This window comes from Protofrankia sp. Cr2, assembly GCF_963555885.1.
In the GTDB taxonomy this organism is placed as follows: domain Bacteria; phylum Actinomycetota; class Actinomycetes; order Frankiales; family Frankiaceae; genus Protofrankia.
The window spans coordinates 43883-60654 of the sequence record NZ_CAUVXG010000005.1 but is presented as its reverse complement, the minus strand read 5'-3'; the positions used below and the strand labels follow the sequence as shown (position 1 = coordinate 60654).

Sequence of the window (16772 nt, the reverse complement as noted above, 5' to 3'; positions counted from 1 at the left end):
CATTCCTGTCACGATCGGGCTGGTCACGGTCGGGCTGGTCACGATGCCGCGTCCCGCAGGACATAACCCACCCCGCGAACCGTGTGCAGCAAGCGCGGCTCGCCGCCGGCCTCCAGTTTGCGGCGCAGGTAGCTGACGAACACTTCGAGCGAGTTCGACGACGGCCCGAAGTCGTACCCCCAGACCCTCTCCATGATCGTGGAACGGGACAGGACCTGGCGCTGGTGGACGAGAAACAGCTCCAGCAGGTCGAACTCGGTCTTGGTGAGCGTCAGTTCCCGCTCGCCACGAGTCACCTGCCGGCTACTCTGATCGAGACGGACGTCCGCGAAGAGCAGCGCCGGGGGGACGCCGAAGGGCGCCGTCGAGGGATCCGCGGCCGCGCCAGCCGATGCCGCGGCCCGGGCGGACAGCGATGCCCGGCGGGTCAGCGCGCGCAGCCGGGCGAACAGTTCCTCGAGGGCGAACGGTTTGACCAGATAGTCATCAGCCCCCACGTCCAGGCCGCTGACCCGGTCAGCCAGCCCATCACGGGCAGTGAGCATCAATACCGGCAGGTCATCGCCACGGCCACGGAGCCGGCGACACGTTTCCAGGCCGTCCACCCGGGGCATCATCACGTCCAGCACGACGATGTCCGGGCGGTCACGAGTAACCGCGTCCAGCGCCTCGGCACCGTCGCGGGCCGAGCTGACCTCGTAACCTTCGAACCGCAGCGACCGCTCAAGAGACTCCCGGACCGCCGGCTCGTCATCAACCACCAGTACGCGCACACCCCACAGTCTGCCCCCCGGGTCAGGCTCTACGAGCCCTCCCGAAGGCATCTCAGCATCGCCTACCGAGATCCTTATGCACCGTTCAGTTAGCCCGGCCGAAGGCCGCGCGACCATGCCCTCTCCGCGCGGCCGGAGGCCCGAGGTAGCCCAGCGGCTAGTGGGCTAGTGGGCTAGTGGGCCACCGACGCCGGGCCGGTGGATCGACCCACCGGCGACGGTGCGGGTCCATCGAGCTCGGGGAGCGGGCCGCTGTCGATCGCGCCGGTGGAACCCGGGCCGGCGGTTTCCTCCTCGTCCTCGCGATCCTGCAGTGTCGCGTCATCATCACCATCATCGATCATGACAACCTCGCTGCGCTGGACACTGCCGAGTTCGATGCCCTCGGCGTCAAGCGCCGCCCGGACGCGCTCGCGCAGTGCGCGCGCGACATCCCACTGCTTGAGCGGCTGGGTCTTGGCAACCACCCGCAACGCGTAACCGTCCGCGGTCATCGATTCCATCCCCCATACTTCGGGTTCGGCGATGATGACGGAGGTGAACTCCGGCTCCGCCCAGAGCTTGTCCGCGGTCATCTTGAGAATCCGCTTGGCCTTGGCCACGTCGGTGTCGTAGTCCAGCGGGACGTCGAGCACCATGCGTGCCCATTGCTGGCCCTTGTTCCCCACCCGCGCGATCTCACCGTTGCGGACATACCAGACCGTACCCTCGATGTCCCGCAGTCGCGTGACTCGCAGGCTGACCGCCTCGACGTTCCCGCTGACCGGCCCGACATCGATGACGTCGCCCACGCCGTACTGGTCCTCAAGGAGCATGAAGATGCCGGACAGGAAGTCCCGGACAAGATTCTGCGCGCCGAAGCCGACGGCCACGCCGACCACTCCGGCGCTGGCCACGATGGGTGCGAGGTTGATGGCCAGCTCGCCGAGAACGGTCACGAACGCGATCCCGAACACGATCACCGAGGTGATACTGCGCAGTAGGGAACCGACCGTCTCCGCGCGCTGGCGGCGCCGTTCCACCAGGACGCTGGCATCACCGAAGGCACCGAGAAGGATCGCGCGCCCGGACCGGAACAGCCCGCTGGCTCCACCGGCGGCGGCCCGGCGGGTGGTCCGGACGATGAAGCGGTGCAGCATCGACCGGATGAGAAAGGCGATCAGCAAGATCAGTAAAATTTTCAGCGGTGTTCCGAGAAAGACGTTGGCACCGCCGGCGAGATACTCACTGTGAGTCAGATCAAAAACCGTCCGACACAGGACACCGGGCTTTTGGCCACATGCGTTCTGGACCGCACCGAAGATCTGGTCGAGAGTGGGAGTGATCGGGAGGTCGGACGGGCTCGGGCTCTGGGTCGGCACGGCGGCTGCAGGCGAGCTCGACGCCTCGGCCGCCTGATTCAGTAGCGACCCGAACGGCTGGGCAAACACGGACAGGGAGTCGGCCACGGCCGGATTCAGCTCCTCACAGACAATCGATCTTCTTGAGCCTCGGGCAGTGCGACACCCGAGGGCACCACACGGTGCCCAGTCTTACCGATGGGCGGCAGCCGCGGAGCGATGGGTTGATGCCAGGTAATGACGTATAGTCAACGAACAGGCGCATAAAGTGGCTCGTACGTGAGCAAAGTTGCACGGTGTGTCAACGATTACCCGACGACAATCGCAAACCCGCTCGCGTTCGAGCCCTGAAGGCGGTTGACTGTCTCAGTGTCACCGGTGGCGAGCTTGTGACGGCCGCCACCCGGTAGGGCGAGGAGGTCGGCGCGTGACAGAAGCGCTGGTTCTCAATGCCACGTATGAACCGTTATGCGTGGTCTCACAGAGGCGTGCGCTGGTGCTCGTGCTCACCGAGAAGGCAGTCATGGTCGAGGCCGGAGATCGGGTTCTCCACTCGGCGACGTATGCGGTCGAAGTACCAGTGGTTGTACGGTTGGCCCGATTCGTCCGCGTACCGTACCGGTCTCAGGTGCCACTCACCCGCAAGGGAGTGCTGGCGCGCGACCATCACCGCTGCGTCTACTGCGGTGCGCCGGCGACGTCGCTGGATCACGTCATCCCCCGCTCCCGCGGGGGCGCTCATGTTTGGGAGAACGTGGTGGCGGCCTGCGGCCGCTGCAATCATTTGAAAGCCGACCGGGCTGTGGCCGATCTTGGCTGGCGGCTTCGCACGGCTCCCAGAGCGCCGAGCGGAGCCGCTTGGCGCATTCTGGGCAGCCGCCGGATGGACCCGCGCTGGTCGCGCTATCTCAGCTCGGAAGGTGACGAAGCCGCATCCGCCTGACGTTGCAGGCGTCACCCACCCGACCCGGTCCGCCAACCTGAGGTCCACCAGTGGCCTACTGGTGATGAGCTCAAGTGGTCATCACCAGCAGGGCGGTGTCGTCGTCGGTCTGCACGGCCAGCCCGGAAGCGGTCACGCAGCGCTGCAGCAGCGCCCGCGCCGTCACGGGCGGACCCGCCGGCGCCACGTCATCCGTCGCGCCGCGCAGATCACGACGCAGCCGGTCCATGCCGTCCTGGAGCGGGTGCCGACGGGACTCGACCAGGCCGTCGGTGTAAAGGATGATCCCGGAGCCTGGTGGGAGTTCCAGCGAGGTCTCCGAGAACACTCCGATATCACCGACTCCGAGTGGCAGGCCCGGATCGAGGACCAGGTAATCCGGCTCCTCGCCGGGCATAACCAGCAAGGGCGGCAGATGGCCGGCGTTCGACACGGTCGCCCGGCGGGTCGTGGGGTCGTAGACGACATACATGCAGGTAGTCAGGTGCAGCCCGGGAAGGGCGTCCACAACCCGGTCGAGCCGGGACAGCAGCTCGGCCGGCGCCCAATCCTCCAGTGCATACGCCCGCAGCGCCGCCCGCAGCTGGCCCATCACCGCGGCCGCCTGCAGACCTCGTCCCATGACGTCGCCGATCGCGATCCCCACCCGACCGTCCGGTAGCGGGATCACATCGTAGAGGTCACCACCGACCTCGGTCCCGACCGTGCCGGGACGGTAGTCCACCGCGATCTCCACCCCACGCAGGGCCGGCGGGTTCGCCGGCAACAGCGAACGCTGCAGGGTGAGCGCGCTCTCCTGCTCGGCGCTGTAGCGCTGGGCGTTGTCAAGGGCAACCGCCCCCTGGCGGGCCAAGTGCTCGGCGAGGCTGATCTCGACGGGTGTGTACGTCCCCGACTCGCGGATGAGCATCATCGCACCGAGTACCCGACCGCGGCCCGGCATCGGCACGGTGATCGACGGTCCTTTCAGGAGCTGGTGGTACAGGCTGTCGGCCCCAGCCCGGATCGACAGCCGCGCCGCGATGTCGTCGGTCAGGTAGGGCGTGTACCAGGTCTGCCCGGTGCGCAGCACCAGGCCGGGCGCGTAATCGTTGTCCAGGCTGGGCTGCTCGGTGGCGACTGCGTCACGCAGGACCTCCGCGACCCGGTCGTCGCGGTGCACGATCGCGCCGAGGCTTATCTCGTCACTGTCGCGGAGAAAAACCATGGCCCCGTCACCGAGCCGTGGTATCGCCAGCGATGCGATCATGTCGACGATCCGCTGCGGGACAAGGGAACCGGACAGCACCAGACCTGCGTCGGAGAGGAATCCGAGCTGCTCGAGCGCCGTCTGTTGCGCGACACGCCTGCGGGGACGAAGGACTCGTCCATCCAGAACACGATGGATCAGCCCGAACGAGTTATGCACGCTCTGCGAAATCGAATGATAACGTATCGTCACCCCTTCCACATGGCGAAGTCTAGTTCGGTCAGCGGATATCACGCCTGACGACAGGGATCGGGACTTGGATGGAACCATGCATCGTTGGTGGCTCGACGCCGTGCTGTACGAGGTCTACATCCGCAGCTTCGCAGACTCCGACGGCGACGGGATCGGGGATCTCGCGGGCATCGCCGCCCGCCTGCCCTACCTGCGCGATCTGGGCGTGGACGGAATCTGGATCACACCGTTCTACCGGTCACCCATGGCCGATCACGGCTATGACGTGGCCGACCACCGCGACGTCGACCCGTTGTTCGGTGACCTGGCCACCTTCGACGCGCTCCTGACCGACGCACACCGTCATGGCCTCAAGGTGCTCATCGACCTCGTACCGAACCACTCCAGCAACGCCCACCCGGCCTTTCGGGCGGCGCTCGCCGCCGGCGCGGGTTCCCCCGAGCGTGACCTCTACATCTTCCGGGACGGACGCGGCGAGAATGCGGCGCAGCCACCGAACAACTGGGAGTCGGTGTTCGGTGGACCTGCCTGGACCCAGGTGGCTGACGGGCAGTGGTACCTGCACCTGTTCGCACCGCAACAGCCCGACTGGAACTGGCAGCATCCCCAGGTGCGTGCCGACCATGACGCCACCGTCCGTTTCTGGCTCGACCGCGACATCGACGGCTTCCGCATCGACGTCACCCACGGCCTGATCAAGAACGACCTCCTGCCGGACAACCCACCGGCGCCGGGCGAGACGATCGCCTTCTTCCGGGAGCGGGCCGAGCCCCATGCCTGGGACCAGGACGGGGTCCACGAGATCTACCAGCGCTGGCGGGCGATCGTCGAGGACTACGATCGCCGCGACGGTAAGGCGCGGGCGCTGGTCGGGGAGACCTGGGTGGCCGACCCGCGACGGCTGGCCCGCTACGTCCGGCCCGACGAGCTGCACCTGACGTTTGCGTTCTCGCTGCTGGCCGCCCCGTGGTCGGCCGCGGCCTGGCGTAGTGCGATCACCGAGGATCTGGCCGCGACCGCCGAGGTGGGCGCCCCCGCGACCTGGGTGCTGTCCAACCATGACGTGATCCGGCCGGCCAGCCGCTACGGCGACGGCGCGATCGGCCTGCGCCGGGCCCGTGCCGCGCTGCTCACTCTGCTCGCCCTGCCCGGTCCGGTGTTCCTCTACCAGGGCGACGAGCTCGGTCTGCCCGAGGTGGACGTGCCGCCCGAAGCCCGCCAGGATCCCGTCTGGGAGCGGTCCGGCCGGCGTCGCCCCGGTCGGGACGGCGCCCGGGTGCCACTGCCGTGGTCGGAACACACCCAGCCGTTCGGGTTCAGCGCCGCCGGCGTGACGCCCTGGCTGCCACAGCCGGATACCTGGGCCGAGCTGACCGCCCGCGCACAGGCATCCGACCCGATGTCGACGCTCGTGCTGATTCGCGGTGCGCTGGCGCTGCGACGCGCCCTTCCCCCGCTTGGTGACGGTCCGCTGCGTTGGCGCGACGATCCAGCGCCCGGATGCCTCGCGTTCGACCGCCCCGGGCTCCCAGGCGCACCAGACCAGGCCGGTCTGACCTGCGTGATGTCGACCGCCGAGCGGGACACGACGCTGTCGCTGCCCGGCCGCCTCATCCTGGCCAGCGGTCCGGTCGGCTATGACGGGGTCACGCTGACGCTTCCCCCGGACACCACCGCATGGCTCGAGCTGCGATGACCCGAACAGGTGCCGTTCCCCGTATCACCCCGACGGTCCGCGATCCGTCGCGCAGAATGGTCGGTGTGACTCAGCGACCGTCGATGGCCCGTCCGACCGATACCTTCTACGACGCGGTCGGCGGCGAGAAGACGTTCCACCGGCTGGTGGCCCACTTCTACGCAGGGGTTGCCGAAGACCCGTTGCTGCGGCCGCTCTACCCGGAGGAAGACCTGTCCGCCGCCCAGGAACGGCTGCAGATGTTCCTCGTCCAGTACTGGGGTGGGCCCTCGACCTACAGTGAGCAGCGCGGCCATCCACGGCTACGACTTCGTCACGCACCGTTCGCGATCGGCCCGGCTCAGCGGGACGCCTGGCTGATCCGGATGCGTGCCGCCGTCGACGAACTGGACCTGTCCCCCGAGTACTCGCAGCCGCTGTGGGATTACCTGACGATGGCGGCCAACTCACTGGTCAACCACCCCGAATGAGCCGGCGGTCCGGCTGAATGGCCGGGCCGTTCAGCCGGACCGGTGCGGGGCGCGAAAGCCCGAGACGAACGGGATGACCTCGATCATCAGATAGCCCGCCCGGACCAGCGGATCCGCCTCGGCAGTGGCACGGGCCTCGTCCAGCGACCCGGTCTGGAACAGCAGCACCGCCTGCAGCTGCGTGTCAGGTTCGTCCGACCCGCCATACAGCACAAGCGACCCCGCAGCCCGCAGCGACTCCAGATACTTCAGGTGCTCGGCATGCCGCCGGTCGTACCCGCCATCCTCACCGGACGCCGGATGCGGGCGTCCCTGCCTGAGAACGACCAGCTCATAACGGTTCAGCGCGGCCATGACGCTCCCCCACGGTCGGGTCCTATTCGCGGGTGAGCTTGCGGTAGGTCACCCGGTGCGGACGCGCTGCCTCGACGCCAAGGCGTTCGATCTTGTTGGCCTCGTAGTCCGCGAAGTTACCCTCAAACCAGAACCAGCGAGCCGGGTCGGCCTCCGTACCTTCCCAGGCAAGGGTGTGGGTGGTGACACGGTCCAGGAACCAGCGGTCGTGGGAGATCACAACCGCGCATCCCGGGAACTCTCCCAGGGCGTCCTCCAGCGACCGCAGCGTCTCGACGTCAAGGTCGTTGGTGGGTTCGTCGAGCAGCAGAAGGTTGCCGCCCCGCTTGAGGGTCAGGGCGAGGTTCAGACGATTACGCTCGCCGCCGGACAGGACTCCGACCGGCTTCTGTTGATCCGGCCCCTTGAAGCCGAATGCCGACACGTACGCCCGGCTCGGCAGATCGACTTTGCCTACGATGATGTGGTCAAGTCCGTCGGAGATGATCTCCCACACGTTCTTCTTCGGGTCGAGGCCCGCGCGGCTCTGGTCGACATAGGCGATGTCAACCGTCTCACCGATGACCAGCTCGCCGGCGTCGGGTGTCGCCGAACCGGTCAGCATGGTGAACAAGGTGGTTTTCCCGACACCGTTCGGGCCGATCACGCCGACGATGCCCCCGCGTGGCAGGGAGAACGACAGGTCGTCGATGAGGACCCGGTCGCCGAAACCCTTACAGAGTTTCTTCGCCTCGATCACGAGGCTACCCAGCCGCGGACCCGGTGGGATCTGGATCTCCTCGAAGTCGCGGGGACGCGCCTTGTCCGCCTCCGCGGCCAGCTCCTCATAGCGGGCGAGGCGGGCCTTGCTCTTGGCCTGGCGGGCCTTCGGGTTCGAACGCACCCACTCCAGCTCCTGCGCAAGGACGCGCTTGCGCTTGGCGTCCTTGCCACCCTCGACCTTGAGGCGGGCGGCCTTCGTCTCCAGGTATGTCGTGTAGTTGCCCTCGTAGGGGTAGGCGTGACCCCGGTCGAGCTCGAGGATCCAGCCGGCGACGTTGTCGAGGAAGTACCGGTCGTGGGTGACCGCGAGTACCGCTCCGGCATAGCGCGCCAGGTGCTGCTCCAACCAGGCGACGCTCTCAGCGTCCAGGTGGTTTGTCGGCTCGTCCAGCAGCAGCAGGTCAGGAGCCTGCAGCAGAAGCTTGCACAGTGCGACGCGGCGGCGCTCCCCACCGGAGAGCCTGGTCACGTCGGCATCACCCGGCGGCAGCCGCAACGCGTCCATCGCCTGATCGAGTTGGCTGTCGAGCTCCCAGGCGTTCACCGTCTCGATCTTGTCGATGAGTGCCGCCTGCTCGGTCAGGAGCACGTCGAAGTCCGCGTCGGGCGCGGCCATCTTTTCGTTGATCTCCTCATACCGCGCGAGGACTCCACGGATCTCCCGGACCCCGTCCTCCACGTTGCCGCGAACGTCCTTGTCCTCGTCCAGTCGCGGTTCCTGCGCGAGCATGCCGACGGTGAAACCGGGGCTCAACGTCGCGTCTCCGTTGCTGGGCTGGTCAAGACCGGCCATGAGCTTCAGCAGCGACGACTTGCCCGCGCCGTTGGGACCGACGACGCCGATCTTCGCACCGGGCAGGAACGACAGAGTGACATCGTCGAGGACGACCTTGTCACCGTGGGCTTTGCGCACCTTGCGCATCTGGAAGACGTACTGCGCCATACGGTCAACCTTATGAGTCGGGCAGCCTGATACGTCAGGCGGCAGTGCGGGTCAAGCGGCAGTGCGGGTCAAGCGCGCGGGTCTCCTCGGCGGGAAGAGCACCGAGGACGGCTGGGAGTGCCCCGGGACGCTGATGGCATGCACGCGGGAGCGACACCAGGGTACGAGCCAACTCCCCCGGCCATGTCCCGTGGACCTCTTTCCCACGGGACACCGACCGTCAACCAGCGCTCAGCCGGATGGTTGGCGCGAGCCCCGACCCCACCGCCCCAACCTGGCCGTCCGGGACGAGAACGCTGACGCCGGCCCCCGCATCGACACGGACCGGGAGATCCTGGCGGTCGAGAAACCGCTCACCGCCGCCAGACGTCGAAGTGTAGAACAACGCCAGTATCACCGAATGGTCCGTTGTCGCCGGCGCATCTGCGGGACGCACACCTGCCGCAGGTCCACCTGCCCCAGACACAGCACTGACCGTGGGATCGGAACCGATGCCTGCCACGTCCACCCCGTCGGGGCCGATGGTGAGCGTAGCGGCCACCGGCCGGGCCGGGTCCAGCGAATAGGACGCTCGGCGTCCGTCAAAGATCATCTCCAACCGGGCCGCGCGGGCCCCGGCCGGAACCGATGCACGCACATCGACACCGATGCTCCGGCCGTCGACAACCCGTAGGCGTTCCAACCGGGCAGCCGTTGGTGACTCAAGTGTCCGGTTGTATCCATCGGCCAACCGGAGCAGGTAGGCGGATCGGTCCGGATGATCGGCGAGAACGGTGAAATCGGCACGGCCCCGTGACACCGCATACAACACCCGGCCGTCCATCGCGGGCGAGTTGGCCACCACCGACGTGGGGTGCATGAGGAACGCCGGGTCGGCCGACACGATGACCAGTACTCGCCCGGGTTGAGCTGCGATCATATTCGTCAGATTACGATCACGTCGGGTGAAGGACACGTTGGCCCCCACCGCGAAGACGAGCACAACGGTACTCAACCCCAGACATGCGGTACCGGTGAGCCCGCCTGCCCATGGCCGCGCGACAGCGAGGTCGACCAGCCCCCGAGCTCCGAAAACGACCAGTGGGATGAGAACGGGCATCAGGTAGAAGGGGCCGACATAACGGATACCACCCCACAGCTCGGCGGCGTTCCAGGCTCCCCAGAACACGATGTACCCAAGAATCAACAGAACTGCCCCGACCCCGACAGCGAGGGCCGGCCCCGACAGCCGACGGCGAACGACCGCCGCGACCGACAGCGCTGCCAGGAACACCCCACCACACGCCCAGATCCCGAGAAACCAGAGATGGTCACCGATGGAGACGAGCCCCTCGACCGGGCCGAAGCGGTGCGCGGGGTCGGTGGGAAACAGGCGGCGATCCCCGAAGCCCAGCTTGTCGTCGGGTTCGAGCAGCGCAAACGGCAGTGTGAACGGACTGCCCGTTGCCGCCGCGTTGTAGCTGAGCAACGCGGCGACCGGAATGATCATCCCTGCCCCGGCCCAACGCAACAGCCACCACCGCCGTCCGCGGGCGCCCCGGTGCACAGCCCACAACGCAAGCGGGCCGAGCACCAGGGCGGTGTCGTACGGGCGCACCGCCATGGCCAGCCCCAGCGCCAGCCCTGCCGCGACAAGCGGCGCCCCACGGCCGGTTCGCAGCCCTCGCAGCAACCCGACAAGCACGCACTCATACAGCACAAGGACCGGCAGATAGGACAAAATCATCGCGCTGTGCAGGATGACCAGCGGAGACAGTGCCAGCAGCCAGGCGGCGACCGCGGCAGCCCGTCGATCGCCCAGCAACTCGATTCCGACGTGGTAGGTCGCTACAACCGCGGCTGCGACGACAAAGGCGAGTCCCGCGGCGGTCCCGCCGGTGAGTACGAGACTCAACGCGAACAGCCCGGCGACTACCGGGGTGTACTTCAGGACGTAGTGGCCGTCGACGACCGCCGCCAGCCACGGTGCGTAGGACTGCGCCGGCGTCGGAGCCGACGGAAACAGCTGGCCGCCCGCCAGTGTCTGGGCCTGCAGCCGGTAGAGGGCCTCGTCGTTGTTGATCGACAGATACGGAAACAGGTAATGATTGATCAGGACGGCCGCGAGCGCGCTGAGCACGGCCGCGATCGCCACACTCCACCCGGGCCGAGACACCGCGGCCAACCGTGACCGCAATACCACCGGTGGTCGCCGCCACGACGGTCGCTGGTCACGCAGCCGGTCGGGCACAGGCTCGGGCAACGGGTCGAGGCGGTCATCTGACCGGCTCCGGCTAGAGGGCCAAAGGCGATGCGATCGTGGTTCTGGCGCATCGCCGGGTGCCGTGGGCCCGTCCACGCGCCCACGCGGTACCCGGATGGGCGTCGGTATATCGGCACCCCGCGCGCTGGTCACGGACTGACGCTACCCACAGGTCCGGCTGGGACCGGGCATCCACCCGTCTCATGGCCGTTGCGGAACCGGCCAACGCCTGTGCCGAGCGCCACCCGCGGGCCGCCGACTACCGTGACATCACACCGTCGCCGGACGCTGAGCCGGGACGGCGGGAGGTCGGCGCTCAGACCCCGGCGCCCCTGGTAGGTCGCCTGGCATCGGCTCGCTGAGCAGCTCGTCCGCGCCTGCATGGGTGAAACCCCCGTCACGGTACCCGGCGCCGGTTCCGACGCCGGTCTGGCCATTGTGCACACCGGTCATGCCATGGCCGGCGTGGGGTTCGGAGCCCACCGCCCTGCCATCGCCTTCGGTGGCGTCCGCAACCTCCACGGCACCCACGGCGTCCATGACCTCCGGAACCTCGGTAGCGTCCGTAACCTCGGTAGCGTCCGTAACCTCCGTGGTGTCCATAACCTCCGTGGCTTCCCGGTTCGAGCGCACCACCCGCCGGACCTCGGCCGACTGGCGGGTCAGGTCGACCGCGACCGCATCGGCATCCACTTCGTAGACAACCCGGCGGCCTCCGTCCTGGGTCTCGTACGACCTCTGCCGAAGCCGCCCGACCACGAGCGTCCTGTCCCCCTTGTGCAACGACGCTCCGACGTTCTCCGCCAGGTGCCGCCAGCAGGTGACGGTCACGAAGACGGTGTGGCCATCCACCCAGCGGTTCTGCGAGCGGTCGAACCGGCGCGACGTGCTGGCCATGCGCAGGGAGCAGACGAAGTTCCCGTTCGCCGTGCATCGCACGTCAGGGTCATCGACGAGGTTGCCGAGCAGCGTGACCGATGCTTCGATCATGGTTCCTCCCGGATCATGGATACTGGCCTGCTTCCGTGACGGACGGTCCCGAAGGGTTGGAGGCCGTGCGGTCACCGACTCCCGGCGGATCGCGACGCGATCCCGCTGTGGCCGTTCGTGCCGCGCAGCCAGGTGCCCTGAGAAACCCAGCGAGACCGTCCGCTGTCTCGTCCCACGTCACACTGTGACCTTTGCCGACCAGTTCGGCACGTCACCGCGGTCCGCTGTGGAAAGCAGGGCAGCTGTCCACAGTGGTAACGTCAAAGAGATGCACGATTGGCCGATACTGTGCCATCCTGGACTTTTAGGCTGGCGCATCCCGGCCAGCCGAGTATGGCGCCACAGCGACGGACGCGATCAGCTGACGACGTCGGGGTTGCCGCTGGGATCGGCGACGGACACGGTTGGCCTGGTGCGGACACCGCGGACGCTCGTTGACACCGGCCACGAGGTGATCGATCATTTGTGCGCGGTCCAGCTACGAACCGCACTGCGCGTTCGTGCCGGGCTGCACGCACAATAGGTGGTAAGCGCCCGTAGCTCAGCGGATAGAGCAAGTGCCTTCTAAGCACTTGGTCGCAGGTTCGATCCCTGCCGGGCGCACAGACACCCCCTGACCTGCGCAAACGCTGTCGATCTCTGTGGGCGGTGCTTTGCATGCCGCACAGGCACCCGATAACTTCACTCGCCATGACCTCCCCCGAAGATCGGGTAACGGGTCGGGTGACAGGTCCGCTCGGCCCACTGCTGGCCTCCTGGCTCCGCTCTCTGCACTCCGACCACAAGAGCGATCAGACGTGTACGACCTACATCGCGGCGGGTGTCCTGTTTGACGGGTTCCTCGCCGAGCAAGGCACCGTGGGCCATGTCGGCCAGGTCACCCGTGCCGATGTCGAAAACTGGATCATCAGCCTGCACCAGTCCGGCAAGGCTGCGAGCACGGCGAACAACCGGTTCCGGTGGTCAACGAAGAGTCGCTCCGGCTGCTCCTCAAAAGCCTCGAGGGCGAAGACTTCCTGTCACGCCGGCCGGCTCTGGCCAGCCGACCGGCATCGTCACCGCCCTGACCGGCGGTTCGCCGGTGGTGATCTCGACGACCACCGACACGTTCGCCGTCGGGGACGTCTACAAGGTCGAGACCGCGCTCCCGGCGCGGTACCGCCGGCGGGGTCAGTGGGCCGCGAACAATGCGATCTACCAGTCCATCCGGCAGTTCGGGACCTCGGACGGGCACGCCCTGTGGGAGCGGATCGCCAACGGCCAACCGCCGGAGCTTCTGGGCTACCCGGCGCATGAGGCGTCCGACATGGACGGCACGATCACCGCGTCAGCGGAGAACTACGTCATCGCAGACCGGCTGGGTATGACGATCGAGTTCATCGGCCAGCTGTTCGGCTCCAACCGCCGGCCGACCGGCCAGCGGGGCTTCTACGCCTATCACCGGGTCGGCGCTGATTCCGTCCATGACCCGGCCTTCCGGATGTTGAACGTTACATGATCAGATGGTCGTCGCACGACGCAGGGCCTCACCCGCCGGCACGGGCCTCCCAATCGGCCCGGCTGACCGCATACACGTTGTTGTCCTGCCACGGGCCGACCGTGGCGACGTCCCGGAAGACCATGCCGAGCTTGCGGGCAATGCCGTTCATCCCGATGTTGCCCTGGTCAGTGACGGTGACCAGCTCGTCCACGGCCAGGGTGGTGAACCCGAAGGCGAGGGAGGTCTGGACCGCAAGACCTGGATCCGCATGATCATGTCGACTCGGGGCGGTCGACCGGCACGGTGAACGTCCGCCGGCGGAACCCGGCCTGCACCATCGCCTGGTGTGCCGAGAGTCGGCCGGCGGGTGGGGCCGGCGGGTGGCCGCGGGGATGTGTAGCCGCTGTGGCAGCGACGCCTTGGTGGGTGGCCGGCCCGGCACGAGTGGATGGTTGACATACATTTTCCGCCCGAAAACCGGCCCCTCCTGACGTCTTCCTTCCACTCGTCGCACCGGCTGCGCTCGATGCGCGCCCGCGACGCCACACAGTCGTGCGGACATGGGCCGGACAGACGACCCAACGCCTGTTGCGGCATTACTGGGCGTCCGACTCGGGCGAGGACGAGATCACCCTACGCATGGACGCGGCCGCCCAGCGCCGGTTCCCCCTCTCCCTCCAGGAGGCACACCTCGCAGGGATCGCATCCGGGGTCCTCGGCCAGGGAACGCTCGCCTGGATGCTCGGCATCGATCCCGATGCGCTGGAAGTCGACATCCCCGCAGTGCCCGACGTGGACGTCGATGATCCCGCCGTGGCGCTTGGTCTCTGAACCGTGGCCGAAGCGGGCGTCAACATCTGCCAGGACCTGCTGATGACCCTGCCCGTGCCGCTGAGGGTCAACATGACCAAGAACATCTAGATCATGGAGTCCGTCCTATATGATGCGATTCGTCATGATAAAGGAGGGGTTCGGTGACTGGGTGGCCGCGGCATCCTCGCAAGGAGTATCAGGATCTACTAAAGCTAGTTGACCAGCACGGTTGGGCGGTTTCACGCGACAAGGGGTATTATAGGGCACTATGCCCCTGTGGGCGGCATGCGAAGTCGATCCCAATCACTCCATCAGTAGAACGATCACTGCTGAATCTGAGAAAGTGGTTCGAGCGACAGTCGTGCTGGCGGGAAGGGGAGGGGCAATGATATTTCACCTGTACCTAAAGCTCGATGTTGACGCAACACCACAAGGAACCGACCTGTTCGAAGCGACCGACCGTTTCATGGAAGAACTGCACGCGCTGGCGAACCAGGCCGACCACCTCGACTGCACGGTCGGCGTCGAACGGGCGCCCAGCAGCCGTAGCGCAGGAACGATCGAAGTTGATCTTGATGTTGAGGCGCGGACATTCGACGACGCGGTCCCGTTGGCAATGTCATGGCTCCGTGCAGCCCTCCATGCCAGCGACGTACCGACGCCCCGATGGGGTCCAGACGCGATCACCGTTACTCGACAATCTGTAGTTACATGTTCGTAGCAGATCGTTCGAAGTGTGGAAAGTAAAGGAAGTTAGCTAATCGCCTCTGGGCGGAGCACATAGCTCGGCCACCGGCGCCCGGGGGACGACCTAAAGCACGACCGCGTCCGCCGGTCCGATCATCACGCGGTAGCGGCGTTGCCGTCCACCCGGGCCGGGCCGTACCCGCCCGATGATGATCCGGCCGATGAGTCGCCGGGTCCAGGGGCGTCGGGCTGTTCTGCCGGCGCGAAGCTGGTCTGCAAGATCACTTCAGCCAAGCGGACCGACGCATTCTGATCAAAGGCAATACCGGCATGATCCGGACAGGATCATGCCGGCCGCTGTTCGCTGCCGGGGCTGCAGCCTCCTGCCCTTGGCGTGCTGGAGTTGCGCCCCCGAGCATCCAGATCCACGCACGCTGAAGGCATGCGCAGTGAACCACTGACAGACGCGAAGGCCCACCTTGACGAGCTGGCTGACGATGTCGAGACGACCGGTCCGATGCTCCTCAGCCGCCCGGGACGTGTGGGGGTCATCATCGTCTCCGCGGAAGACTGGCAACAGGTCGAGGATCTGATCTCTGTAGAAGAAACCGAGTGATGGCTGCGTAGCGAGCGTGAACGCGCTTCTCGCGTTGAGCCCCCGGAGCACGACAGCCAGGCGCCGGGACTCGATGAGGACCAGGTCCGGCGAAAGTACGCGCACCTCCTCCCCGGAGGTCGTGACCAAACGTGACCTACCGCCTCAACTTAGAGCGCCCGGCAATAGGGCACGGGCGATCTGGTGGCCTGGTGGCCTGGTGGCCTGTTGGAGTCCACGTGGCCGGGTCGGCAACCGGCTCAGATACCCGTGCAGCGCCCGGCAGACGTCCCGTCTCGGCGAGATGTCCGGCCGTCTCCACGCCAGGCATTGGCCCCGGCATCATGGCGTGGACGGGCGCCTGCGCGCCCGCGGCGTTCGACCGCACGTTTCACGGCGGTAAATGTTCGATGGCGGAGCCGGTGCGCCTCCGTGGAACCCCGCCCGGGAAACGACACGCCCCGCCGCTGAAACCGGTCTGCGGAAAATCACCAGGCCGTCCGGGGCGGTGGCCGATGTCACGTCGGCTGCTCCGCGAGAACGCCACGTCGACCGGAGCCGAGGCCGGTACCTGCACATTCATGCCTCAACCGAAGATCTGGCGCATCCCTGCTGTCCCCATCGGGTCCGCGCTCGCCGCGGCGTCCAGCGGAAATATCACCATTGGTCCGGCCGGCCCGGACGGCGGCGGGCATTGCGACCCATGGACTTCCCGACCCGAGTACCTGAACCGCCGCTTCCCGACATCCGCGGCGCGCGACCGCCCTAACAGGCGGCCGGCTTGCCGATAGAATCGGCTGGGCGGCCACCGCCAATGCTCCCAACGAATGCGAGGTGTGATGTGGCAAGCGAAAAGCGTCGACTTCCCATGAACGTCGAGGGACCCTTCTTCGTCGACTCTGAATGCACTGACTGCGAAAACTGCCGGGGCGTCGCCCCGGATTTCTTCAAGCGCGACGAGGCTCGCGAGGTTCATTACATATGCCGGCAGCCGTCGAATGAGGAGGAAGAGGAAATGCTGCTGCAGGCCCTCGAATTCTGCCCGGCTGAGGCGATCGGACGGATGGCGGCGTAACCCTCCGCGTACCGCGGGCCTCGTGATTACGATCTTCTCGGGCCGGGGTTCCTGTCACCGGGACGCCCCAAGGGACCCCGGCCGAGATCGCCGACAGCCGAACCGCGACGGGCTGCGGCGGCCCCATCACGGGAAGACCCAACCGGCGTACGCCGCGACCCATGGCAG

General features: G+C 67.0%; 15 protein-coding genes and 1 tRNA gene. 8 read left to right on the top strand and 8 right to left on the bottom strand.

Annotated features, from left to right (window positions below):
- Positions 1–38: 38 nt before the first annotated feature.
- Both U9978_RS04645 and U9978_RS04640 read right to left on the bottom strand, forming a co-directional pair.
- Positions 39–824, bottom strand: a complete 786-nt coding sequence (locus U9978_RS04645) for a response regulator transcription factor (RefSeq protein WP_416210847.1) — start codon at positions 822–824, stop codon at positions 39–41.
- Positions 825–946: 122 nt separating this feature from the next.
- Positions 947–2221, bottom strand: coding sequence for a mechanosensitive ion channel family protein (locus tag U9978_RS04640; RefSeq protein WP_322759783.1), 1275 nt, complete (start codon positions 2219–2221; stop codon positions 947–949).
- A gap of 319 nt (positions 2222–2540) precedes the next feature.
- Here U9978_RS04640 and U9978_RS04635 point away from each other — a divergent pair, with 319 nt between their 5' ends.
- Complete coding sequence (locus tag U9978_RS04635) at positions 2541–3056, top strand: HNH endonuclease (protein WP_322759782.1); 516 nt, start codon at positions 2541–2543, stop codon at positions 3054–3056.
- Between the two features lie 70 nt (positions 3057–3126).
- On the opposite strand, the gene U9978_RS04630 is transcribed toward U9978_RS04635, so the two are convergent.
- A complete protein-coding gene (locus U9978_RS04630; RefSeq protein WP_322759781.1) occupies positions 3127–4497 on the bottom strand; it encodes a GAF domain-containing SpoIIE family protein phosphatase in 1371 nt (456 codons plus the stop codon).
- 76 nt (positions 4498–4573) lie between these two features.
- Here U9978_RS04630 and U9978_RS04625 point away from each other — a divergent pair, with 76 nt between their 5' ends.
- Both U9978_RS04625 and U9978_RS04620 read left to right on the top strand, forming a co-directional pair.
- On the top strand, positions 4574–6193 hold the full coding sequence (locus U9978_RS04625; RefSeq protein ID WP_322759841.1) for an alpha-amylase family glycosyl hydrolase: 1620 nt from the start codon (positions 4574–4576) through the stop codon (positions 6191–6193).
- Complete coding sequence (locus U9978_RS04620) at positions 6175–6663, top strand: globin (RefSeq protein WP_416210846.1); 489 nt, start codon at positions 6175–6177, stop codon at positions 6661–6663. The genes U9978_RS04625 and U9978_RS04620 overlap by 19 nt, the downstream gene beginning before the upstream one ends.
- A 30-nt stretch (positions 6664–6693) precedes the next feature.
- Here U9978_RS04620 and U9978_RS04615 read toward each other — a convergent pair whose 3' ends face one another.
- The 4 genes from U9978_RS04615 to ssb all read right to left on the bottom strand — a co-directional run bounded on the left by U9978_RS04615 (position 6694) and on the right by ssb (position 11954).
- A complete protein-coding gene (locus tag U9978_RS04615; protein WP_322759779.1) occupies positions 6694–7017 on the bottom strand; it encodes a YciI family protein in 324 nt (107 codons plus the stop codon).
- A 22-nt stretch (positions 7018–7039) separates the two neighbouring features.
- Positions 7040–8722: an energy-dependent translational throttle protein EttA gene (gene ettA / locus U9978_RS04610; protein ID WP_322759778.1), complete on the bottom strand. Its 1683-nt coding sequence runs from the start codon at positions 8720–8722 to the stop codon at positions 7040–7042.
- Between the two features lie 220 nt (positions 8723–8942).
- Positions 8943–10856: a hypothetical protein gene (locus U9978_RS04605; RefSeq protein WP_322759777.1), complete on the bottom strand. Its 1914-nt coding sequence runs from the start codon at positions 10854–10856 to the stop codon at positions 8943–8945.
- A 378-nt stretch (positions 10857–11234) separates the two neighbouring features.
- Positions 11235–11954, bottom strand: a complete 720-nt coding sequence (gene ssb, locus U9978_RS04600; RefSeq protein WP_322759776.1) for a single-stranded DNA-binding protein — start codon at positions 11952–11954, stop codon at positions 11235–11237.
- A gap of 530 nt (positions 11955–12484) precedes the next feature.
- Here ssb and U9978_RS04595 point away from each other — a divergent pair.
- Positions 12485–12557, top strand: a tRNA-Arg gene (locus tag U9978_RS04595).
- Between the two features lie 262 nt (positions 12558–12819).
- The gene (locus tag U9978_RS04590; RefSeq protein WP_322759775.1) at positions 12820–13452 is read left to right on the top strand and encodes a phage major capsid protein; all 633 of its coding nucleotides are present in this window, start codon (positions 12820–12822) and stop codon (positions 13450–13452) included.
- A gap of 28 nt (positions 13453–13480) precedes the next feature.
- On the opposite strand, the gene U9978_RS04585 is transcribed toward U9978_RS04590, so the two are convergent.
- Positions 13481–13939 carry a GNAT family protein gene (locus U9978_RS04585; protein WP_322759774.1) on the bottom strand — a complete coding sequence of 153 codons (459 nt, stop codon included), beginning with the start codon at positions 13937–13939 and terminating at the stop codon, positions 13481–13483.
- A 47-nt stretch (positions 13940–13986) separates the two neighbouring features.
- On the opposite strand from U9978_RS04585, the gene U9978_RS04580 reads away from it, so the two are divergent.
- From U9978_RS04580 to U9978_RS04570, 3 genes are all read left to right on the top strand, one after another.
- Positions 13987–14265: a hypothetical protein gene (locus U9978_RS04580; protein ID WP_322759773.1), complete on the top strand. Its 279-nt coding sequence runs from the start codon at positions 13987–13989 to the stop codon at positions 14263–14265.
- A 1111-nt stretch (positions 14266–15376) separates the two neighbouring features.
- On the top strand, positions 15377–15550 hold the full coding sequence (locus tag U9978_RS04575) for a type II toxin-antitoxin system Phd/YefM family antitoxin (protein ID WP_322759772.1): 174 nt from the start codon (positions 15377–15379) through the stop codon (positions 15548–15550).
- An 820-nt stretch (positions 15551–16370) separates the two neighbouring features.
- Positions 16371–16604 (top strand): ferredoxin, encoded by a 234-nt coding sequence (locus U9978_RS04570; protein WP_322759771.1) that lies wholly within the window; start codon positions 16371–16373, stop codon positions 16602–16604.
- Positions 16605–16772 lie beyond the last annotated feature (168 nt).